Raw genomic sequence first — 21,962 nt, forward strand, 5'->3', positions numbered from 1 at the left:
CATTCAATTGAACAAACCTATTATCTCATGAGTAATCAACGATACATGATGCGAGGCGTCAGCGCATCTAAGGAAGATGTGCACAACGCCATCAAGAACATCGACAAAGGTATTTTCCCGCAGGCTTTCTGCAAAATTATCCCCGACATTTTGGGCGGTAACCCGGAGTATTGCAACATTATGCATGCCGATGGAGCAGGCACCAAATCCAGTCTTGCCTATATGTACTGGAAGGAAACCGGCGACCTGGGTGTGTGGAAAGGCATTGCACAAGATGCACTGATTATGAACATCGACGACCTGCTTTGTGTGGGTGCGGTAGACAACATTCTGGTATCCTCTACCATCGGACGTAATAAACTTCTCATCCCCGGCGAAGTAATTTCAGCCATCATCAACGGTACGGACGAACTGCTTGCCGAACTCCGCGAGATGGGCGTAGGCGTTTATGCCACCGGTGGCGAAACAGCCGACGTGGGCGACCTTGTACGTACCATTATCGTAGACTCGACAGTGACCTGCCGCATGAAGCGCTCAGATGTTATAGACAATGCCAATATCCGTCCGGGCGATGTGATTGTTGGTCTGGCATCTTACGGAAAGGCTACTTATGAGAAAGAATACAATGGCGGTATGGGCAGTAACGGACTGACCAGCGCACGCCACGATGTATTCTCCAAATACCTGGCAGAGAAATACCCTGAAAGCTATGACAAGGCTGTACCCGAAGAACTGGTATACAGTGGCAAGCTAAAACTGACAGACAGTGTCGAAGACAGTCCGCTGGATGCAGGAAAGCTGGTACTTTCCCCTACCCGCACCTACGCACCGGTAGTAAAGAAACTGCTCGATGCGCTCCGTCCCCAAATCCACGGTATGGTACACTGCTCGGGCGGCGCACAAACCAAGGTACTGCACTTTGTGGGAGACAACTGCCGTGTCATCAAAGACAATCTCTTCCCCGTTCCACCGTTGTTCAAGACCATCAAGGAGCAGAGCGATACGGACTGGAGCGAAATGTACAAGGTGTTCAATATGGGACATCGCCTGGAAGTGTACCTCTCTCCCGAACATGCAGAAGAGGTGATTGCTATTTCGAAGAGTTTCAACATCGATGCACAGATTGTAGGCCGCGTGGAAGAAAGCGACAAGAAAGAACTGATTATCAAGAGTGAATTCGGAGAGTTCAAGTATTAAATATATGGCAGACAACAATACCATACTCGAAAAGCTGGAAGGGCTTGTCGCCCGCTTCGAAGAAGTGTCGACCTTGATTACAGACCCGGCAGTGATTGCGGACCAGAAGCGTTACGTCAAGCTCACCAAAGAATATAAAGAACTGGGCGACCTGATGAATGCCCGCAAAGAGTACATGCAAGTACTGCGTGGCATAGAAGAAGCCAAAGAAATCATCGCCAACGAAACAGACCAGGAGATGCGCGAAATGGCACGCGAAGAGCTGGATGCCTGCCAAAACCGCCAACCGGAACTGGAAGAGCAGATAAAGCTGCTGCTTGTCCCCGCCGACCCGCAGGACAGCCGTAATGCCATCCTCGAAATTCGTGGCGGCACGGGTGGTGACGAAGCGGCAATCTTTGCCGGCGACCTCTTCCGCATGTACACCAAGTACTGCGAATCCAAGGGATGGAGAATGGAGATATCCAGCGCCAACGAAGGTGCAGCCGGCGGTTTCAAGGAAATTGTCTGCTCCGTGACGGGAGACAATGTATATGGCACACTGAAATATGAATCGGGCGTGCACCGCGTGCAGCGCGTACCGGCCACAGAAACGCAAGGACGCGTACACACCTCAGCCGCCAGCGTAGCCGTGCTTCCCGAAGCCGAAGAGTTCGACGTAGTCATCAACGAAGGTGAAATCAAGTGGGACACCTTCCGAAGCGGTGGTGCCGGCGGTCAGAACGTGAACAAGGTGGAATCCGGCGTGCGCCTGCGCTACAACTGGAAGAACCCCAACACAGGCATAGTCGAGGAAATCCTCATCGAATGTACCGAGACGCGCGACCAGCCCAAGAACAAGGAACGCGCCCTCTCGCGCCTACGTACCTTCATCTACGACAAGGAACACCAGAAGTACATCGACGATATCGCCTCCAAGCGTAAGACGATGGTCAGTACTGGCGACCGCTCTGCCAAGATACGCACCTACAACTATCCGCAAGGACGCATCACCGACCACCGCATCAACTACACCATTTATAATCTCGCCGCCTTTATGGACGGAGACATCCAAGACTGCATCGACCACCTGATTGTGGCGGAAAATGCAGAAAGGCTGAAAGAGAGCGAGCTGTAAGATAGTTACAAGAAACAAGTGACAAGTAGCTCGTAACTCATAACTAAAAAAACAACCAGCTGCCAGCCCACACGCTATCTCTCGTAGCTCGTAGCTTGTAGCCCGTAACTAAAAAATAATATGAACAAACAGCAATTATTCGAGAACATCAAGCGCAAGAAGTCATTTCTTTGCGTAGGTCTTGACACCGACATCAAGAAAATACCCGAACATCTTCTGAAAGAGGAAGACCCTATATTCGCTTTCAACAAAGCTATCATCGACGCTACTGCCGACCTCTGCATCGCCTACAAGCCCAATCTGGCATTTTATGAGAGTATGGGCGTGAAAGGCTGGATAGCTTTCGAGAAAACCGTAAATTACATCAAGCAGAACTATCCCGACCAATTCATCATTGCCGACGCCAAACGCGGTGACATCGGGAACACCTCTGCCATGTATGCCCGCACCTTCTTCGAAGAGCTGGATATAGATTCCGTAACCGTAGCTCCCTACATGGGCGAAGACAGTGTGACCCCGTTCCTTACGTACGAAGGCAAATGGGTAATCCTGCTTGCGTTGACCAGCAACAAAGGCTCGCACGACTTCCAGCTGACGGAAGACACCAACGGCGAACGCCTCTTCGAAAAAGTGCTCCGCAAATCCCAGGAGTGGGCCAGTGACGAACAGATGATGTACGTAGTAGGCGCCACACAAGGCCGCGCCTTCGAAGATATCCGCAAGATTGTTCCCGAACACTTCCTATTGGTTCCCGGCGTAGGCGCACAAGGCGGCTCCCTGGAAGAAGTCTGCAAGTATGGCATGAACAAGACTTGCGGCCTGATTGTCAACTCCAGCCGTGGCATCATCTACGTGGACAAGACAGAGAACTTCGCCGCCGCCAGCCGAAAAGCAGCCCAAGAAGTGCAGGCACAGATGGCGGAAGAGTTGAAAAAAGTGATTAACGGCTAACGCTTAATGTTCGAAAGAAAGATTATCAACGACCCCGTCTTCGGGTTCATCAACATACCAAAGGGGTTGTTGTACGATGTTGTACGACATCCTCTTTTGCAACGTCTAAACCGTATCAAGCAACTGGGGTTGTCCTCTGTCGTATATCCCGGTGCGCAGCATACACGGTTCCAACACTCTTTGGGAGCCTTCTACCTGATGAGTGAGGCCATCCAGCAACTTGCCACCAAAGGAAACTTTATCTTCGACAGCGAAGCCGAAGCTGTGGAAGCCGCTATCCTGATGCACGACATCGGCCACGGCCCCTTCTCCCACGTACTGGAAAATACCATCGTGCAGGGCGTCTCCCACGAAGACATCTCCTTGATGCTGATGGAACGTATCAACAAGGAAATGAACGGACAGTTGACACTCGCCATTCAAATTTTCAAGGATGAATACCCCAAGCGCTTCCTGCACCAACTGGTAAGCGGGCAACTGGATATGGACCGCCTGGACTACCTGCGCCGCGACAGCTTCTATACCGGAGTGACCGAAGGCAACATTGGCTCCGCCCGCATCATCAAGATGCTGGATGTAAAGGATGACCACCTGGTAGTAGAGTCCAAAGGCATCTATTCTATTGAGAACTTCCTCACCGCCCGCCGCCTGATGTACTGGCAAGTCTATCTGCACAAAACCTCCGTTGCCTACGAAAAAATGCTGATTAGCGCCCTGCTCCGCGCCAAGGAACTGGCAAGCCGCGGCATAGACCTCTTTGCCTCACCCGCCTTGAAATTCTTTCTATACAACGACATCAGCCGGGAGGCATTCTACAACAATCCCGAATGTTTGGAGAATTTCATTCAGTTGGACGATAATGACATCTGGACTGCCCTCAAGGTATGGAGCCGCCATCCGGACAAGGTTTTGTCCACCTTGAGCGCCGGCATGATTAACCGAAACATCTTCAAAGTTGAGATTTCTACCGAACCTATTAGTGAGGAACGGAAAAAAGCACTAACTTTGCAAATCAGTGAACAACTGAACATCCCTCTCTCCGAAGCGAGATATTTCATCTCTACCCCCAGCATCGAGAAGAATATGTACGACGAGGCAGATGACAGTATTGACATCCTCTACAACGACGGCAGCATCAAGAATATTGCCGAAGCATCGGATATTCTCAATATCTCTCTTCTGTCCAAGAAAGTAAAAAAATACTACTTATGCTACCAACGTTTGCATAGATAAGTATAAAATATTCACCTCAGGACAAGGAAATATAAAAAAAAAGTCCGTTATTTGCGTTTTGAAACCATCTAACAAGAATAAGACATGGAGTTCTCTGCTAAACAAATTGCAACATTTATCCAAGGAGAAATTGTTGGAGACGAGAATGCTACCGTTCATACCTTTGCGAAAATCGAAGAGGGAATACCGGGAGCCATCTCCTTCCTATCCAACCCCAAATATACCCCCTACATATACGAAACCCAATCAAGCATTGTTCTGGTAAATAAGGACTTTGTTCCGGAACAAGAAGTGAAAGCTACCTTGATTAAAGTGGACAATGCGTATGAAAGTCTTGCTAAATTGCTAAATCTTTATGAGCAAAGTAAACCAAAGCGAGTGGGAATTGACTCTCTGGCATTTGTTGCCGAAACAGCTAAAATTGGCAAGGATGTTTACATTGCGCCTTTTGCCTGCATTGGCGAACATGCAGAAGTAGGAGATAATACAGTCATTCATCCGCATGTCACGATTGGTAGCGGTGCCCAAATAGGCAGTGACTGTATAATTTACGCCAACGCAACCGTCTATCACGACTGCCGCGTAGGAAACCATTGTATCCTGCACTCCGGTTGTGTCATTGGTGCAGACGGTTTCGGCTTCGCTCCCACTCCCGAAGGTTATGAGAAAATTCCGCAAATCGGCATCACTATTCTAGAAGATCATGTGGAAATCGGTGCCAATACTTGTGTGGACCGTGCCACTATGGGGGCTACAATCGTACATAGTGGTGTGAAACTGGACAATCTGATTCAAGTGGCACACAATGATGAAATAGGCTCCCACACCGTTATGGCAGCGCAAGTAGGTGTGGCAGGTTCTACCAAGATAGGCGAATGGTGTATGTTCGGCGGTCAGGTAGGCATTGCAGGCCATATACATATCGGTAATAAAGTGAACCTTGGCGCACAGTCTGGTGTTCCCAGTAGCATAAAGGACGGCAGCCAGCTTATCGGCACCCCTCCTATGGAGCTGAAACAATATTTCAAGGCATCCATCGTACAAAGAAGTCTGCCGGAAATGCAAGTGGAGCTACGCCAGCTCCGCAAAGAATTGAATGAACTTAAACAACAATTAAATAAGTAACCAATGTTAAAACAAAAGACTCTGAAAGATAGCTTTTCGCTTAGTGGAAAAGGTCTTCATACGGGACTTGACCTAACCGTTACTTTCAATCCTGCTCCGGATAACCATGGATACAAAATCCAACGTATCGACCTGGAAGGACAGCCAACCTTCGATGCCGTTGCAGACAACGTATCCGAAACTACCCGTGGAACTGTAATCTCCAAAAACGGAGTAAAGGTGAGCACAGTGGAGCATGGTATGGCAGCCCTCTATGCATTGGGTATCGATAACTGCCTGATACAGGTAAACGGACCGGAATTTCCCATTCTGGACGGAAGCGCCCAATATTATGTCAACGAAATAGAGCGCGTAGGCACTGTAGAACAAAATGCCGTAAAAGATTTCTATATCATCAAGTCCAAAATTGAATTCCGTGACGAAACAACCGGCTCTTCCATCATCGTATTGCCGGACGAGAACTTCAGTTTGAATGTATTGGTATCATACGACTCCAACATCCTCCCCAACCAGTTTGCAACGCTGGAAGACATGACGAAGTTCAAGGATGAAATCGCCGCAAGCCGTACTTTCGTGTTTGTACGCGAAATTGAGCCGTTGCTGCAAGCCGGTCTTATCAAGGGCGGCGACCTTGACAATGCGATTGTTATTTACGAACGCGAAATGTCCCAGGAGAACTATGACAAGCTGGCCGATGTGATGGGTGTTCCTCACATGGACGCCAAACAATTGGGATATATCAACCACAAACCTTTGGTGTGGCCCAATGAATGCGCCCGCCACAAGTTGCTCGACGTCATCGGTGACCTGGCTTTGATAGGCAAGCCCATCAAGGGCCGTATCATCGCTACCCGCCCGGGACACACCATCAACAATAAGTTCGCTCGCCAGATGCGCAAGGAAATCCGCCTGCACGAAATACAGGCTCCTACCTACGACTGCAACCGCGAACCGATTATGGATGTAAACCGCATCCGCGAACTTCTGCCTCACCGTTACCCGATGCAATTGGTGGACAAAGTCATAGAAATAGGTGCCAACTACATTGTAGGTGTCAAGAACGTAACTTCCAACGAACCTTTCTTCCAGGGACACTTCCCGCAGGAACCCGTAATGCCCGGTGTATTGCAGATAGAGGCAATGGCACAGACGGGAGGTTTGCTTGTACTGAATTCGGTGGATGAACCGGAACGTTACTCCACCTACTTCATGAAGATTGACGGTGTGAAATTCCGCCAGAAAGTGGTACCGGGAGACACGCTCATCTTCCGTGTAGAGCTGATGGCCCCCATACGCCGCGGCGTCTCCACCATGAAAGGTTATGTGTTCGTAGGCGAAAAGGTGGTCTGCGAAGCAGAGTTTATGGCACAAATAGTTAAGAACAAATAAATAGATTTACGATTAGAAGATTTACGATTTACGATTCATATTACCCATAAGAATTATCACCTTCGGGTAAAATTGTATATACAGTAAATCGCAAGTAATCTCAATCGTAAATTGTAAATAGCTAAATCGTAAATAATATGATAAGTCCCTTAGCGTATATTCATCCCGAAGCTAAAATCGGGGAAAACGTAGAAATTGCTCCTTTTGTTTTCATTGACAAGAATGTGGTAATCGGTGATAACAACAAGATTATGGCAAACGCCAACATTCTGTACGGTGCACGCATCGGCAATGGAAACACCATTTTCCCGGGAGCCGTTATCGGTGCCATTCCCCAGGATTTAAAGTTCAGAGGGGAGGAAAGCACTGCTGAAATCGGAGACAACAATATCATACGTGAAAACGTAACTGTCAACCGCGGTACAGCTGCCAAAGGCAGAACCATCGTCGGCAACAACAATCTCTTGATGGAAAGTGTACACGTGGCGCATGATGCCCTAATAGGCAACGGCTGTATCATTGGCAACTCTACAAAAATGGCGGGTGAAATTGTCATCGACGATTATTCCATCATCAGCGCCAATGTACTGATGCACCAATTCTGCCATGTAGGTGGTTACGGCATGATACAGGGCGGCTGCCGTTTCAGCAAGGACATCCCGCCGTACATCATTGCCGGACGCGAGCCTATCTGCTATGCGGGAATCAATGTGGTAGGGTTACGCCGACGCGGCTTCTCCAACGAGACCATCGAGAAAATCCATGATGCCTATCGCATCATCTATCAAGGCGGCCTGAACAATACGGATGCCTTGAAGAAAATCGAGGATGAAATGGAAATGACACCGGAAATAAGCTATATCGTAAACTTTATACGTGAATCAGCCCGCGGCATTATCCCCGCAGGAAAATGAAAAACGTATGATTTACACAAAATCAGAAGTCAGAAATCATAAATTATAAATCATCATGATCTACAGATTTACAATCATCTCTGATGAGGTGGACGATTTTGTCAGAGAAATACAGATAGACCCGGAAGCTACCTTTTATGACTTCCATGAGGCGATTCTAAAGTCGGCAGGCTACACCAACGACCAGATGACTTCTTTCTTCATTTGCGATGATGACTGGGAAAAAGAAAAGGAAATTACGCTGGAAGAAATGGACGACAATCCGGAAATGGACAGTTGGGTGATGAAAGAGACCCAGCTGAGCGAACTGGTTGAAGACGAGAAGCAGAAACTTCTCTATGTATTCGATTATATGACTGAACGCTGCTTCTTCATCGAGCTTTCTGAAATCATTACCGGAAAAGAAATGAAAGGCGCCAAATGCACCAAGAAAGCGGGTGAAGCTCCCAAGCAGACCGTTGACTTTGAAGAAATGGCAGCTGCCGGCGGTTCCCTGGACTTGGACGAAAACTTTTACGGCGACCAAGACTTCGATATGGAAGATTTCGACAAAGAGGGTTTCGGCGGTTTGGACGAAGCCGGGAACTCCTTCGAAGAAGAGAAATATTAAACAGACATTATTCCCCTTCAGAAAGGCGCGGATTGTTATGGTTCGCGCCTAAATTTTATACCCGCATGCACACCCTAATCGTACTTATCGGCCCCACCGGAGTAGGCAAAACAGAATTAAGCCTCCGATTGGCAGAACATTTCCATACTTGTATCGTCTCGGCCGATTCGAGACAACTCTATGCAGATTTAAAGATAGGCACGGCTGCCCCTACACCGGAGCAGCTGCAACGGGTACAGCATCACTTCGTCGGTACCCTGAAGCTGACAGACTATTACAGTGCCGCCCAATACGAAGCGGAAGTAATGAAGCTGCTGGAAGACTTGTTTACAAAGCATAACACCATACTGCTGACCGGAGGCTCAATGATGTATGTAGATGCAGTCTGTAAAGGCATTGACGACATTCCGACCGTAGATGCCGATACACGCCAACTCATGCTGTACAAATACGAAACAGAAGGTCTGGAAAGACTTTGTGCGGAACTTAAGCTGTTGGACCCGGAATATTACAAAATAGTAGATTTGAAAAACCCAAAACGCGTAGTCCATGCTTTGGAAATCTGCTATATGACGGGCAAGACCTACACTTCCTTCCGCACCCAACAAAAGAAAGAACGCCCCTTCCGTATTATCAAAATAGGATTAACGCGTGACCGGGAAGAGCTTTATGAACGCATCAACTGCCGGGTGGACCAAATGGTGGAAGAGGGTTTGGTGGAAGAAGCGCGCATGGTCTATCCGCATAAAAGTCTAAATTCCCTAAATACAGTAGGCTACAAAGAAATATTCAAGTACCTGGACGGCGAATGGACATTACCCTTTGCCATTGAGAAGATAAAGCAGAACTCACGCATCTATTCCCGTAAGCAAATGACCTGGTTCAAACGGGACGAGGAAATCCGCTGGTTCCACCCTGAGCAGGAAAGAGAAATACTGGAATACTGTCATTGCTCCATCAAAGGCGTATAAGCCTTTCGGACAAGTGCTTCCACATCTTGATAAAGCTTCTGCATTTCTTGAGAATCAATGCTTCCTTGCTGTCTCCAACTGTCCAACAATGGGCATGTACGGCGAAACACCTCCGCCTCCACCGGAACAAGCTGTTGCATATAGCCGTTATTCTCCATATTGTACAGTTTTTCCCAATTCAGATAACGATTGGTTCCCATCCCCTGATTGTAACAGAAGACATTATTGGAAAGCCGGAGTGACCAATCACTGAGCGGAGCGGCAGCACACGCCTTGTCCCAACATACCATCGAAGGCAGAAATTTATCCGCATCCTTCACCCAAAGTGGCACGGCAATGCCCGTAGGAGAATATCCCAGCATTGTCCACATCGTAGTAAGTTCCGCCTTCTCACCCGGTTTTACGCCCTGCACCACAATGGAACAAGAAGTGCTGTTACGGGGAATAAAATCCTGGTCGACAAACCAACCGGAACCTTGCGGGCGATTAAACTTCCCGCTCCTCAAATCAATATCGAGCATGCAATTGCGGAACGAACGTGAAAGGTCATTGAAGATACCCTGAGGTGTCACCCCACCCGTTGCAGAAGCCTTCATCAATACCCGGTCTGCCTCCATATAGCGTACATAACCCGCTCCCCGGTTCACCTCACCGGCAAAAGAAAAGTTCGTACGGGCAATGTAACCGTAAGGAGCATCTTTCGGATCATTGGCATCATACATCGTATATTTATAGTAATCCACCTCAAACATGGCGGCACCGCCTTTGGCATCAATCACGCCAAAATTGGCTTCTATCAGGCTGGGCTTGGTGATGGTATCAAGAAAATGGCAGAAGTCCTCCACCGTGGCACAAACCTCCAAAGCACGGTAGATAATCCTCCCGTTGGCGGCACCCCGTTCTTCCCCATCTTTCACTTCCACCAGATTGTAGGATTGGGTGTTCATCAAGGCAAAGCCGGCGGAATTGGTACCGACCCATGCCTCCTTCAAATCAGGGAAATTGTCACTATTCACATCGGCAATGAAGTCATACTTCTCACCTTTCACATAAGCTACATGATTTCGCAGATAGTCCGTATCACGGTTTTTCCATAGCAACGGACGGCCGTCAAGAGTAACCTTTCCGGAAATGACGGCAGATGTACAAGCCAGAACCGGCTCGGCAAGAGTGAGCGCAGCAAGCAGTCCCAATATTAAAAAAAGATGTTTTATCATAACCTTCCCCTTCCTTAGATTTATATTCGCAAAGGTATGATAATCTGTGAAAGAGCAAAAGAAATCCTCTGAAATCCTTATCCCCTATTCATCAAGAAAGAATTATTCGCTGACAAGTTTCTGCAACTTATCCTGCATATACCGAAGTTTCGCAGTTCCAGTACCTTGTTCTATATGGCGGATAATACCTTTCTTATCCACCAGTATAGTGACCGGCATACCGCTCACATGAAAGGTCTCGAAGAAAAACAAGTCATCGGCTATCTGGGTAAAGAGAAAAGGACGGCTCTCTACAATTTTCTTTATTTGTGCAGCACTGTCAAAAGTCGTAGCAAGATAGGTTACATCAGGATAGACTTCCATCCATTTGTTCAGCTCCGGCATTTCACGGATACAAGGGCCACAGCCGGTATACCAGAAGTTCAAGACTATAGGACGGCCCACTACATCGGTATTAGTCCACTCCTTCCCTGCGGTATCTTTTACTTTGAACTCTGGAAAGGGTTTACCTATCCATTCCTCTGTCTTCAGAGTCCGTACGACAGAGACTATCGGGAGCTTCTGCCCTATCCCTCCACGATAACTCATCAAAAAGGCTTCCGCACCAGACACCTCTTCAGCAGGAGTAGCGTATTTTCTCACATCTTCAGGCAGCACAAAATCCCTGCACAAACGAAGTTCTGTAACCTCGTGTCCTACGCCGTCCTTATGTATAACGTAGGCTGCTACATTATCCGAATCCACACAAGGTGGCATGCCTTCGAAGAAAAGGCCATCCACTAAATAATATTTCTTACCTGCTGTCTGGGCAGAGCAAAGCCCTGCCCCCACAGCTATCAGAATCAGAAACAAAGAAAGAATTTTACTTGTCATAGTTGTTAGAGACTATTCATTTTTTAGTGTAATCGTAAGCTTGGGTCGTGCCTTCACTTTGCCGGTAGCCATGCCTATATACGAAGCAACCAATACAGCATCCTTAGAAGGTACAGAAAGGACAAAATTACCATTGACATCGGTAACGCTTCCCGTAGTGGTACCTTCTATCAGAACAGCCGCACCAATAATAGGCTCGCCCTGCTCATCCACCACTTTGCCTTCCACTTTCATATTACCTTGAACGGAAGTCTTTTCCACAGCTTTAGTTTTTTTAGTAGCAATGTAAATCTCACCTTTTCCACCTGCCTCTTTCTTCACCTCAATGCTCTCAATATTCTCCGCAGGTATTAAATCATCGATAGTTTTAGTACCCAAATCAACCTTTTCTCCATCAATATAAATAGTCTTCGTTAAATCAAGACTACCGTTATGCTGTACTTTAGCGTTCTCTGTCACCTCTTTATCCCGACGGATAACTATACCTGGAGTTCCTTGTTTCAGGGTTATCAAAAGAACACCATTCTTTCCCTTTTCTCCATATAATTCCGTGGCAGATTTATCTTTCAAAACCGTTACACGCTCTATCTTATTAGGATCCAATGCACTCATGACAGATGGCGTCACCTCTTTTCCATCCACAATATACAGTGGTTCTTTCCCATTACCTGCATATCCTTCAACTGTAATACCATTGGCAGAAGAAGTTTTCTCAAGTTTGTCATCATCCAAACTGAACATCACCGGAACCGTATATTTCACCGCCACCGGCTGCCCCTTCTGTCTCCCTGGTTTCCACTTCGGCATATTACTTATCAAACGCAACGCTTCAGCATCCATATCCTTATCTACAGAACGGAGAAGTTTCGGTTCCTTGATACTTCCATCTTTATCCACCACAAATTGGACAGTCACACGCCCTTGCGTACCTTTCTCTTTGGCAGATACCGGATAGCGCATATTGTCTTTCAGATAACTCATAAGAGCACTCATTCCACCTCCAGGAAATTCCGGCATCTCCTCTACCACTTCAAAGACCGGAGTCCCCTTCAACTGCTTGCGGACTTCCGTCGGTACATACTTCACATCAGCAGGTTTCATTGTGTCTCCTACACTTTCCGTCATTTTTGTTTCTACAATTGCAGCCAAATCGTTAACTTTGACGCTTGAAATCTCCTCCACTTTATTGGAGACTTCGGGACGGGCAAAAGCTGTTACTGCAATAGCAGCTACCGGAAGTACATAAAGATACTTCAAACGTGCCCACGGACTTGATTTTTCTTTTAACATCATAGTGATACGTTTTTTAAGTTTACTGTGATTAAAGCTGTTGGCCATAGAGTAGAGCCTTGTGCCGACAGCTTTTTTAATTAATAATAGTTGATACTGTTTTGCGTCCACACCTTCCTTTATTACCGTTTCATCCGCTTCAAACTCATGGATATTCTGCAGCTCCTGCTTCAGTAGCCATGATGCCGGATTGAACCACTGGAAGAAAATGCAGACATCGGCTACCAGCAAGTCCCAGGAATGGCGGTTATGGATATGAGCAAGCTCATGGATAAGGATTTCCCGTCCGTTCTCCTCCAAGTCTTTCCGTGAAATGACAATATATCCCATCCAACTGAACGGAGCTATGTCACGATTGTGCACAATCAGAGTGACACGTTCCTTTCTGCTCGGTAAGTAGCTGCCGATATCCTCTTTTTTACCCGATTTCAGCAACATCAGTAACCGTACCAACGAACATACGTTGCGGAAGGCAAAGAAAACGATTCCTGCCAGATAGACAAGCAGCGCCACTTGTATCCAGGTGACTGTTGCCGTTTCAGCACTTGCTCCGGCCTCAGTGGCATTCACTGCATCCGCCATCATCAGCAACTGTTCCAATGTCAGCATCGTCTGGTGCACTTCCGTCTCCTGCTTCACACTTACCTCTACCAAAGGCAATAGGCAGGACAACAGCAAAATGCCCAACAATGAAAAACGGTTGAAACGATGAAACGTCTCGCGTGCCAGCAACAAGCGATAAAACAGATAGAATATCGCCAGGCAAACAGAAGATTTGAGTATATAAACAAAAAACAGACCCATGGAGTTATTTACTATTTAAGGATTTACGATTTACTATTTACAGTTACTTGGTCAGTTCATTCCGTAGTATCTCCACTCCGGGGAATCCGGTTACTTTGTAGGAGATATCTCCTTCACGGTTCACTACGAAATAGGTCGGGATGCCCGGATATTCATACAGCTTTGCCAATGCTGTACTTTGCTCATTGCTGATGCGGCAATGGATGCCGTGTATATCCGGTATCGTCAATTTCCATTTCCCTTCAGGAGATGATTCATCCGCAATGTATAAATAGACCACCTCTTTCAACTCTTCCTTCAAAGGTTTCAGACTTTTCATTGCCCGCATACAAGGACCGCACCAGGTGTTCCACATATCGACCAATACCATCTTACCACGATAAGGACGGGTAATAACTTTCAATAAGCTATCTGCCGCTATCTCCTTTCCTACTTCAATAACCGTATATCCGGTCTTGTCCTTAACAGCTTCCATCCCGGCCTTCAATTCAGCCTCAATCCTCTCGTTTCTCATCAAGAACAATTGCCTGAGGTCGAGAGAAGCAATGCTATCTACCGTCCGATGCTCTTCCTCAGTCAAAGGCATGTACTTGCTCAGATTACGGGAAGCCCGCCTGGCAAGAAGCATGTCCGGCCAAAGGGTGTCCTGCACAAACTTGTCACGAAGTTCTCCAGTGGCGGTCCGCACAAAATCCGTATAAAAGTCATAATACTTCTGCTCGGGAGAATGCAGAATATCTAGTTGCAGTATTTCCTTGAAGTATGAGGTGCTGTCCACCGTCATGTCCGCCCTTTTCACACCCTTCCTGCCCGAAAGCATCGGGGCATAACTAAGGTTGCTCTTGTAATTATAGATAAGGCTGAATAGATTCATATCCAGATTTGACCGGATATAGGTGCGGCAAGCCTGACTCATATCCTTGTTTTTCACAAGTTCCTCCAGCATATCTTCATAATGCCTGAACAGATATTTCTTATATGCCTGCGGAGTCATCCCACAAATATCGGAATAAAAATCATCAGCTTCCGATAAGCTTTTCATTTCACCGAACCGCAACAACTCGGTGTTCAGTCCGGCATAGTCTCCTTCAAACCAGACGCGGTTCTCCACTTCCCCATCGCTTTTCCTGCTTAAAAGACGGCTCTGCGAATAGAATATTTCGGGCAGATTGATTGTAATATCCAGTTCTCCACCCGGCACAAGGAACAATTCTATCTTCGAACGGGATATCCACAACGCAGCACCGCTTGGCAACAGCACCTCCGTCTCATAGCGGAACGTGCCATCCTCCGCAATCTCCAAGTCCTTGCCGGTGAAATACATAAAGAACCAAGGCGAGCCATAGTAGCGTAACGTCACTCCATATTCCGGCTTATACCCTAATATCCGTCCTTTTATGACAGCCTTTCCTGCATTCAGTTCCGGTGCGGGCAAGGGTAAAACTTCATCCGGCTTCTTGTCCAGTAGCCTTTCGGGAATATCCACCTGAGGCTTCTGCCCGTTGAGCTGTATGCCGTAGATTATCCATCCCTCATCACTGCCAGGCATCTCCAGAAAGTCAAAACTCTCGGTGTCCATCGGAAGCGGCCTAAACTTCAAAGTAGCGGTCATTTCACCGGAAGCAGGAATACTTGTCCATTCCCCTCTGGAAAAACCGGTATCCCCCCAATATTCATAATGCTTTCCGGATGCCTGCAATACGGCTGCCGAATCTATCCTGACCTTATCACCCTGCATACCGTATACCTTCACATCCAGCCAAGTCGTGTCTTCTCCAAGTATCACTCGCTCCACTTCGATGCTACGCGTATTACAAGCCATGAAATAGGGAGTCTTTACAATTTTCTTTGCTTGCAATCCGCAGCAAATACTCACCAGCAACCAACAAACCAATCCGATGTTTTTCATAAGCAAGAGTTATTAGATTTTCAATTACCTCAATCCTTTCCCTTTTCCACCTCTTGTATCAACAGTTTCAGTTCTTCCAAAGATATATCTTCTTCCCTCACCAAAGACGACACTGCACTGAGATAGGAATTATTGAAATATTTACTGATAACATTCTTCAGTGTCCGCTTGCGAAAATCCTCCTCGCTGACCACCGCATAATACTGATAGGTGTTACCATATGCATGATGGCTTAGGAATCCCTTATCCTCCAATCCCCTCACAATGGTGGACAAAGTATTGAAATGGGGTTTCGGCTCTTCATAGAATGCCAGCATTTCCTTCACAAACAAGGGTCCTTTTCCCCAGAAAAAGCCCATGATTTCTTCTTCTTTTGCAGTCAATCCTTTCATAACATTCTTTGTTTTCCGCAAATAACTAAATTATTTAGTTCAAAAACTAATTTCTCTCGTTAAATAAAACTAAAGCTTTTAGTTTATCCGGCAAACACCACTCTCCAACCATCTCCCGACAAGCAAAATACCTACTAATAGTGATTGCAGTTCTCGGATAAAAGCCGTTACTTTGCGCACGAATCAGAGAATTAAAAACAATAACACACAATGAATGAGCAACATAAGTACCGCTCCACGGACAAAATGAGCGACCTCATCTGTGACAATTACTCCTTGTTAATGGTGATGAGCCGCTTCGGACTGTCATTAGGATTCGGAGACAAGAGCGTGAAGGACGTCTGCGAAGCGCAAGGCGTCGATTGCCCCACATTCCTCGCCGTAGCCAACTTTATCAGCGAAGAACAATACTCTTACAGCGGCAATGAAAGTGATTTTTCCATTCCCGCCCTTATGGATTATCTGAAGCGTGCCCACACATATTTCCTCGACTTCAACCTGCCGGCCATCCGCCGCAAACTCATCGAAGCCATCGATTGTTCCAGTACAAACGATGTAGCCTACCTCATCCTGAAGTTCTTCGATGAATATGCCAAGGAAGTACGCCGCCACATGGAATATGAAAACCAGGCCGTATTCACCTATGTAGAGCAATTACTCCAAGGCAACCTATCGGACGAATACAACATCGCCACTTTTGCCAGCAAACATAATCAGATAGATACCAAACTGAAAGAGCTGAAGAACATCATTATCAAATACTACCCGGAAAAGGAGAACAACAATCTCCTGAATGCGGTCTTGTTCGATATATTCAACTGCGAACAAGACCTTGCCACCCACTGCCAGGTAGAAGATTATATGTTTGTTCCCGCCGTAGCGCAAATAGAAAGGAAACTGAAAAATGAACAATAATACTTCTTTGAAGATTGTCATTGCAGAAACTTCGGTCATCATCCGGAGTGGTCTGACGGCTGTTTTGAAGCGTATTCCCAACTTGAATGCACACCCTATTGAGGTTTCTTCTCCGGAATCGCTGCAAAACTATATTCACATGCATCCGGCAGACATTATCATCATCAACCCCACTTTCGGTGGCTGGTTCGACCTGCCCGCCTTCAAGGCAGAACACGGAAAATCCGGCATCAAGTACATTGCTATGGTATGCTCCGTCATCGACAACAACATATTGAAGGAATATGACGAGAACTTCGCCATGTGCGATGACATAGATGTCATCACCTCCAAAATCAACCACTTGCTGCACACCGAGGAGGAAGAGGAAAAAGACGGCGAACAAGAAACCCTGAGCCAGCGCGAAAAAGAAATCATCACCTGCGTTGTGAAGGGCATGACCAACAAAGCCATCGCCGACAAACTCTACCTCTCCATTCATACTGTCATTACCCATCGCCGTAACATTGCACGCAAACTGCAGATACATTCTCCGGCAGGGCTTACCATCTACGCTATTGTGAACAAGCTGGTGGAATTGGGCGACATCAAGGACTCTCTATAAGGTTCTTCCGGCAACTGTCTCCCTACCCGCTGCGGCCTATAGGGAAAAACCGGATGAATCCCTTGCAAAAGTATGCTCCTCCATACGGGAAAAGCCCTCTGCCTATTGATTAAGGTTTATCCTGTGCCTGAAGACAAAGCTCATCCCCTATGTCATCCCTCCCCATCCTATGACTCTTTATGCCCCACAAGTATCCTTATCCAACCTTACCCACAGTATCCGTCACGCCATACACAAATCCCCGCTTCACGATATCACATCGGGAAGCGGGGATCCTTTTATCTTCATAAAAGTGGTTACGTAATTATGACTAACTAATTCATTCAAATCTGATGTTGCAAAGATAAGGCATCGGCAGACAGTACGCAATCACTTAAATTAGGTATAATAAAACAAGTCAGTCATCATAAATAGGTAGAACCACCCACAAATCAGGCATTGGCATAGCTGTGCATTCCTCCAAGGATGTAGTTCACCCCGAAATAGGTCATCAGGACTGTCAGAAAGGCGACAATCATATAGATGTGGAAGAATAACGGCCTGCGGAAAATGCGTAGGCTGCGCGCATGGAACGCCGCTCCATAAACCATAAAGGTAATCAGCGCCCATACTTCCTTCGGGTCCCAAGCCCAATATCGCCCCCAAGAAGCATTGGCCCAAACCGCACCCAGAAAAATACCGGCTCCCAAAAAGAAAACGGCGGGATAAAGCAGCAATCGGCTGAGCAGCATCAACATCCGGGCTGAACGGCGAAGACACAATGCCAGTATGCCGTTCAGCATCATAAAGGCAAACAAAGCATAAGACATCATTATCAACGACACATGCGTACTGAGCCATGGAGAAACAAGCACGGGCATCAAGGGAGTGATTTGGGGATTCATCTGTCCCAAATAAGACACTAGCAAGGCAAAACCGGACAGCAAAAAGCCGAAAGGCACCATAAACGGGAAGCGCCGCCGAAACAGACAAGCCAGGAACAGCGCACACAATGCCATGAACTGCATCGTTTCGTATCCGTTGCCCAACGGTATTCGCCCACCGATGTACCACCTCAGGCCATACCCGAAGAGCTGAAAGAGAAACGCCGCATAAAGAGAAAACGGGAAAAAAGTATCTGCCAAACGCGAAGAGAAAGAGAGCGCTACAATCCTACCGGAAGAGTCTGACAATGCCGACGAACGACGCAGGCCGCGATACAGCAGACGGAAGAAAGCCAGCATCCCCACCGTAAGGTTGAACATGAACAGCAATTTGCTGAAAGGAATACGGTTATACAGCAATTCGGCTTGTATTTTAGTATCGGAAACAGGCTCCACACTCCCGTCTTCCGGCAAAGGACGAATCAATGTACCATTCTGGAGCATCAAAATCAGTCCCACCTTTTCATCCGCCTCTACAATGGCCTTTTCCAGAGAAGTCATTTTCTGATGATGGTCTTGCTTCCCCTTCCAGAACTTCTGCAAGCGATACTTCTCACCGTCGAACAAATCAGCCAGACATGCATAGGGTGTCTCCAAATGAAGCAGGCGACGGAGTGCCTCGTTTTTGATATAAATCATCGGCTCATTCTGCCAAACTTCCGGACGCAGAAGCCATCCACCAATCACCTGCTCCGGCGTCATGCCTCCATAAGACGTTTTTCCCGTCAGTTTCAGTACAAAATCGCGCGCAAGGGTATTGAAAGGAACCACACGGTCATTATAAATCACCTGCTTACGGGCGAGACTATCCGCCTGCTTGCGTGCCAGTGCCGGAAGGCTTTTCTTCTGCGCATGTACCCCACTTCCCAGACACAGCAACAATAGAACAAACATTCCTCCCTTCTTCAACAACGGATGCCTCAGCAGCCTGCGGAACTCTCCGCCCCGGCTGACCAGCATCCAGAGCATGGAGACACCTAACAAGAGGTATCCACTATAGGTAATCCCTATCCCCCACGGGTCATAATTCACTGTCAGCCAGCTCCCCTGCATATCCTCATCAAAGGAAGACTGATAAAAGCGGAACCCCTGCCGTGAAAGAATACGGTTCATGGAGACGGGCGTCTCACCGTGAATATAGCTGATATAATCTGCAGGAGCATCCGTACCCGGATAGTACTCAATCCGGAAACTGTCCAGACGTAAGGTGAACGGTAACTCTACAACCTGCCTGCCGTCTTGTTCCAAAAAGCAGTTCACCTCACTGCCGACAGTAAGATGCACATATCCTTTTCGGCCACAAAGAAACGTAGTCATGGCTCCCGCCAAAATCACGAGGAAGGAGCCATGCAACAACAACGTCGGGAGACGCCGCCACAACCGCTGTCTTACAAGCACAACAACAGTCATCGCAGCAAGGGCTCCCCACAAACAACAGAACCAAATCGTATGATAAACATGCTTTTCTACAAAATCCGTACTGTATGTCTGCTCTACAAACGTAGTTGCAGCAAGTAAGAGCAGCAAACAACCATAAACAGCTATGAGAAACTTTTTCAATTAAGAGCTATCAATTAAAAGTAAAAAATCAATATGGAGCAAACTCCTTGTTTTCTAAAGACTTGACTCCCATACATTCCATCTCTATCAGCCAACCCGGACGACATACGGGAGCATATACAAACACTCTCGGAGTATCCGGAAAACGCTCGTCATACATTCCTTTGACCACGGTATAGTCTGCAACATCCCGCAGATAAACAATCATCTGTCCTAAATCATCAAACGTACAGCCAGCCTCTTTCAACAAAGCCTCCACATTCTCCCACATACGTTCCGTCTGCTTGCGAATGTCTCCGGGACATACCACCTCACCTTTATTATTGATGCTCGCAGTACCCGAAATAAACACCTGGCGACGGTCGCCATAATCCACATACGTACCTCGCTCGAAACTCACACCGTATTCGTATGTGGGATTCAGATGTGTCGGTGCGTAAAGGTAGTGAATTTGTTCAGATTTCAAACCATCTACAGCATAAGTATCCATCTGAACCGTCACTTTTGGGTCGGCATGACGGCCACCGATACCGGTACTGGAAATATAATGAGTCTTCTCCGTCAAGTCCTGGGTAACAAACACCTCATTACGCGCCTTCACCACTCCGGCATAATTCACATCCACGTTCTGTACAAAGAACCAGGTACGTATGCAATTATCAGCCAGCTTACAGCCCTGTTCCATCAGCTGCATCACATAGTCATTCAACAGCAGACGGGTCTGGTATTCCGAATTGGCAGCACGATTGAAAGAGCCGCCTCCCCAAAGGTGACGGTAGGCGCCATGTCTCACTTCGAACAATCCGTTATGAAGCACCTGTGTTTCTACACCTTTCTGCAGATAGACCCACAGTGCAATCTTTGTACCGTTCAACGGCGGCTGCTCTACCACGGAGAGTGCACAATCCGAACATTCTGCCGAAAGCGCCAGTAGCATATCTGCTTGATTGGCGGCGTCACTTAGAAAGTAGCGTTTAAAGATGGCAACAGCACCTTGTAGTTCACTTTCACGCAGTTGGCAGTAAGTGTCGACCACCGCATTCAGCTGTTCTTCATAAGTCGCTTCCGGTCTGGTGGCATGAATCATTACATGATATTCCGAAACACCCGCTTCTACCTCATATTTAAAGATTTCGGTTAAGGTATTCTCCAATTGATTAGTTTGTTGTTGTTTATTTTTCATATTAAATATCAATTAGTCGTTGTTGTTCAAAAAAGTACCGGTATTACCAGTAAGGCCCATCATTATTACGGCTGTGCACCATCGTCAATCCAGTTGCCAATCAAAGACTGCATATCAGATGAGGTTATCATCTGAGAATGGTCTATACGCCAATCCGAGCTGATGTCCGTACCCAATATGAGATGCAAGACACTTTCTGACGCATTACCGGGCATAACCCTCATTTTACCGTCCACCGTCGTTGAAGTCCGGTTGACCAGATCAGCATGGCTATGTCCTTCCAGCAGATTCAAGCCACCACCCGGAGTGGTGCTAAGACCATGGCAAGCCGTACAAGTGGCATTGAATATTTTTTGTTGAATGGCATTGTACATACTTGCATCAACTGTTCCTGCATCCATAAGTATAGTATCAGCGATTTCAGTACATTCCATTGCCACCAAACTGACAATGCGCTTCCTCAACTTATTGATTACACATAGCTCGACAGTTGTCACCTCATCCGTTATGCCGGACATTGTCAACTGGATTTCATCATTATCCGATTCGGATGCCGGAACAACCTTTGAAACAATGGCATAATCGCTTTCATCATCAAATCCTGCCACTACCACACTATAGTCGCCCGACCACTTATCCACACCACTAATCCGGCCTGTCATCTTCACTGTGCGTCCTTCACCCGTGGCCACAACGGCATTCTCATAAATTCTCCCCTCATCGCATGCATGCAGACCTATAAGAAGCACGGGCAGAAAAAAGAAAAGAATGTATTTTTTCATAGA

19 protein-coding genes are annotated in these 21,962 nt (G+C 47.0%); 11 read left to right on the plus strand and 8 right to left on the minus strand.

Features of this window, described 5'->3' with window-relative positions:
- Nucleotides 1–27 precede the first annotated feature (27 nt).
- The 9 genes from HUX74_RS04945 to miaA all read left to right on the plus strand — a co-directional run bounded on the left by HUX74_RS04945 (nucleotide 28) and on the right by miaA (nucleotide 9,507).
- Nucleotides 28–1,197, plus strand: a complete 1,170-nt coding sequence (locus tag HUX74_RS04945; RefSeq protein ID WP_120141110.1) for an AIR synthase-related protein — start codon at nucleotides 28–30, stop codon at nucleotides 1,195–1,197.
- Nucleotides 1,198–1,201: 4 nt separating this feature from the next.
- A complete protein-coding gene (gene prfA, locus HUX74_RS04950; protein WP_120172703.1) occupies nucleotides 1,202–2,314 on the plus strand; it encodes a peptide chain release factor 1 in 1,113 nt (370 codons plus the stop codon).
- Nucleotides 2,315–2,434: 120 nt separating this feature from the next.
- On the plus strand, nucleotides 2,435–3,265 hold the full coding sequence (pyrF, locus tag HUX74_RS04955) for an orotidine-5'-phosphate decarboxylase (RefSeq protein WP_117599419.1): 831 nt from the start codon (nucleotides 2,435–2,437) through the stop codon (nucleotides 3,263–3,265).
- Between the two features lie 6 nt (nucleotides 3,266–3,271).
- Complete coding sequence (locus tag HUX74_RS04960; protein WP_174646302.1) at nucleotides 3,272–4,498, plus strand: HD domain-containing protein; 1,227 nt, start codon at nucleotides 3,272–3,274, stop codon at nucleotides 4,496–4,498.
- An 84-nt stretch (nucleotides 4,499–4,582) separates the two neighbouring features.
- Entirely contained in the window at nucleotides 4,583–5,623 is a 1,041-nt protein-coding gene (lpxD, locus tag HUX74_RS04965) for a UDP-3-O-(3-hydroxymyristoyl)glucosamine N-acyltransferase (RefSeq protein ID WP_174646303.1), read from the plus strand.
- A 3-nt stretch (nucleotides 5,624–5,626) separates the two neighbouring features.
- The gene (locus HUX74_RS04970) at nucleotides 5,627–7,012 is read left to right on the plus strand and encodes a bifunctional UDP-3-O-[3-hydroxymyristoyl] N-acetylglucosamine deacetylase/3-hydroxyacyl-ACP dehydratase (RefSeq protein WP_174646304.1); all 1,386 of its coding nucleotides are present in this window, start codon (nucleotides 5,627–5,629) and stop codon (nucleotides 7,010–7,012) included.
- A 137-nt stretch (nucleotides 7,013–7,149) separates the two neighbouring features.
- Nucleotides 7,150–7,926 (plus strand): acyl-ACP--UDP-N-acetylglucosamine O-acyltransferase, encoded by a 777-nt coding sequence (gene lpxA, locus HUX74_RS04975; RefSeq protein WP_009037103.1) that lies wholly within the window; start codon nucleotides 7,150–7,152, stop codon nucleotides 7,924–7,926.
- Nucleotides 7,927–7,981: 55 nt separating this feature from the next.
- Entirely contained in the window at nucleotides 7,982–8,536 is a 555-nt protein-coding gene (locus tag HUX74_RS04980; RefSeq protein WP_057282010.1) for a hypothetical protein, read from the plus strand.
- 65 nt (nucleotides 8,537–8,601) lie between these two features.
- Nucleotides 8,602–9,507: a tRNA (adenosine(37)-N6)-dimethylallyltransferase MiaA gene (miaA, locus tag HUX74_RS04985; protein WP_117599416.1), complete on the plus strand. Its 906-nt coding sequence runs from the start codon at nucleotides 8,602–8,604 to the stop codon at nucleotides 9,505–9,507.
- Here the strand turns inward: miaA and HUX74_RS04990 are convergent.
- The 5 genes from HUX74_RS04990 to HUX74_RS05010 form a co-directional block, all read right to left on the minus strand.
- Nucleotides 9,483–10,724, minus strand: coding sequence for a carcinine hydrolase/isopenicillin-N N-acyltransferase family protein (locus HUX74_RS04990; protein ID WP_174646305.1), 1,242 nt, complete (start codon nucleotides 10,722–10,724; stop codon nucleotides 9,483–9,485). The genes miaA and HUX74_RS04990 overlap by 25 nt on opposite strands.
- Before the next feature lie 102 nt (nucleotides 10,725–10,826).
- Nucleotides 10,827–11,597, minus strand: coding sequence for a TlpA disulfide reductase family protein (locus tag HUX74_RS04995; RefSeq protein ID WP_174646306.1), 771 nt, complete (start codon nucleotides 11,595–11,597; stop codon nucleotides 10,827–10,829).
- 12 nt (nucleotides 11,598–11,609) lie between these two features.
- Nucleotides 11,610–13,691 carry a M56 family metallopeptidase gene (locus HUX74_RS05000; RefSeq protein WP_174646307.1) on the minus strand — a complete coding sequence of 694 codons (2,082 nt, stop codon included), beginning with the start codon at nucleotides 13,689–13,691 and terminating at the stop codon, nucleotides 11,610–11,612.
- Between the two features lie 43 nt (nucleotides 13,692–13,734).
- Entirely contained in the window at nucleotides 13,735–15,600 is a 1,866-nt protein-coding gene (locus tag HUX74_RS05005) for a TlpA disulfide reductase family protein (RefSeq protein ID WP_174646308.1), read from the minus strand.
- Between the two features lie 29 nt (nucleotides 15,601–15,629).
- Nucleotides 15,630–15,992 (minus strand): BlaI/MecI/CopY family transcriptional regulator, encoded by a 363-nt coding sequence (locus tag HUX74_RS05010; protein ID WP_117599411.1) that lies wholly within the window; start codon nucleotides 15,990–15,992, stop codon nucleotides 15,630–15,632.
- 210 nt (nucleotides 15,993–16,202) lie between these two features.
- Here HUX74_RS05010 and HUX74_RS05015 point away from each other — a divergent pair, with 210 nt between their 5' ends.
- Together HUX74_RS05015 and HUX74_RS05020 are read left to right on the plus strand one after the other, a co-directional pair.
- Nucleotides 16,203–16,907, plus strand: coding sequence for a hemerythrin domain-containing protein (locus HUX74_RS05015; RefSeq protein ID WP_008665531.1), 705 nt, complete (start codon nucleotides 16,203–16,205; stop codon nucleotides 16,905–16,907).
- A complete protein-coding gene (locus tag HUX74_RS05020; RefSeq protein WP_174646309.1) occupies nucleotides 16,897–17,511 on the plus strand; it encodes a response regulator transcription factor in 615 nt (204 codons plus the stop codon). The genes HUX74_RS05015 and HUX74_RS05020 overlap by 11 nt, the downstream gene beginning before the upstream one ends.
- Nucleotides 17,512–17,942: 431 nt before the next feature.
- Here the strand turns inward: HUX74_RS05020 and ccsA are convergent, their stop codons facing one another.
- From ccsA to HUX74_RS05035, 3 genes are all read right to left on the minus strand, one after another.
- Complete coding sequence (gene ccsA, locus HUX74_RS05025; protein ID WP_174646310.1) at nucleotides 17,943–19,994, minus strand: cytochrome c biogenesis protein CcsA; 2,052 nt, start codon at nucleotides 19,992–19,994, stop codon at nucleotides 17,943–17,945.
- Between the two features lie 28 nt (nucleotides 19,995–20,022).
- The gene (locus HUX74_RS05030; protein WP_005835334.1) at nucleotides 20,023–21,177 is read right to left on the minus strand and encodes a Rid family hydrolase; all 1,155 of its coding nucleotides are present in this window, start codon (nucleotides 21,175–21,177) and stop codon (nucleotides 20,023–20,025) included.
- 65 nt (nucleotides 21,178–21,242) lie between these two features.
- Nucleotides 21,243–21,959: a hypothetical protein gene (locus HUX74_RS05035; RefSeq protein WP_174646311.1), complete on the minus strand. Its 717-nt coding sequence runs from the start codon at nucleotides 21,957–21,959 to the stop codon at nucleotides 21,243–21,245.
- Nucleotides 21,960–21,962 lie beyond the last annotated feature (3 nt).

The sequence above is a fragment of the Bacteroides sp. Marseille-P8574 genome (assembly GCF_902825465.1).
In the GTDB taxonomy this organism is placed as follows: domain Bacteria; phylum Bacteroidota; class Bacteroidia; order Bacteroidales; family Bacteroidaceae; genus Bacteroides; species Bacteroides uniformis.

Excerpts from the sequence above, each read along its gene's own strand:
- HUX74_RS05010 (WP_117599411.1), bottom strand. The coding sequence starts at position 15,992 with ATGAAAGGATTGACTGCAAAAGAAGAAGAAATCATGGGCTTTTTCTGG.
- HUX74_RS05030 (WP_005835334.1), bottom strand. The coding sequence starts at position 21,177 with ATGAAAAATAAACAACAACAAACTAATCAATTGGAGAATACCTTAACC.
- HUX74_RS05020 (WP_174646309.1), top strand. The coding sequence starts at position 16,897 with ATGAACAATAATACTTCTTTGAAGATTGTCATTGCAGAAACTTCGGTC.
- lpxA (WP_009037103.1), top strand. The coding sequence starts at position 7,150 with ATGATAAGTCCCTTAGCGTATATTCATCCCGAAGCTAAAATCGGGGAA.
- lpxD (WP_174646303.1), top strand. The coding sequence starts at position 4,583 with ATGGAGTTCTCTGCTAAACAAATTGCAACATTTATCCAAGGAGAAATT.
- HUX74_RS05035 (WP_174646311.1), bottom strand. The coding sequence starts at position 21,959 with ATGAAAAAATACATTCTTTTCTTTTTTCTGCCCGTGCTTCTTATAGGT.
- HUX74_RS04960 (WP_174646302.1), top strand. The coding sequence starts at position 3,272 with ATGTTCGAAAGAAAGATTATCAACGACCCCGTCTTCGGGTTCATCAAC.
- pyrF (WP_117599419.1), top strand. The coding sequence starts at position 2,435 with ATGAACAAACAGCAATTATTCGAGAACATCAAGCGCAAGAAGTCATTT.
- prfA (WP_120172703.1), top strand. The coding sequence starts at position 1,202 with ATGGCAGACAACAATACCATACTCGAAAAGCTGGAAGGGCTTGTCGCC.
- HUX74_RS04980 (WP_057282010.1), top strand. The coding sequence starts at position 7,982 with ATGATCTACAGATTTACAATCATCTCTGATGAGGTGGACGATTTTGTC.
- miaA (WP_117599416.1), top strand. The coding sequence starts at position 8,602 with ATGCACACCCTAATCGTACTTATCGGCCCCACCGGAGTAGGCAAAACA.
- HUX74_RS05015 (WP_008665531.1), top strand. The coding sequence starts at position 16,203 with ATGAATGAGCAACATAAGTACCGCTCCACGGACAAAATGAGCGACCTC.
- HUX74_RS04970 (WP_174646304.1), top strand. The coding sequence starts at position 5,627 with ATGTTAAAACAAAAGACTCTGAAAGATAGCTTTTCGCTTAGTGGAAAA.
- HUX74_RS04990 (WP_174646305.1), bottom strand. The coding sequence starts at position 10,724 with ATGATAAAACATCTTTTTTTAATATTGGGACTGCTTGCTGCGCTCACT.
- HUX74_RS05005 (WP_174646308.1), bottom strand. The coding sequence starts at position 15,600 with ATGAAAAACATCGGATTGGTTTGTTGGTTGCTGGTGAGTATTTGCTGC.
- HUX74_RS04945 (WP_120141110.1), top strand. The coding sequence starts at position 28 with ATGAGTAATCAACGATACATGATGCGAGGCGTCAGCGCATCTAAGGAA.
- HUX74_RS05000 (WP_174646307.1), bottom strand. The coding sequence starts at position 13,691 with ATGGGTCTGTTTTTTGTTTATATACTCAAATCTTCTGTTTGCCTGGCG.
- HUX74_RS04995 (WP_174646306.1), bottom strand. The coding sequence starts at position 11,597 with ATGACAAGTAAAATTCTTTCTTTGTTTCTGATTCTGATAGCTGTGGGG.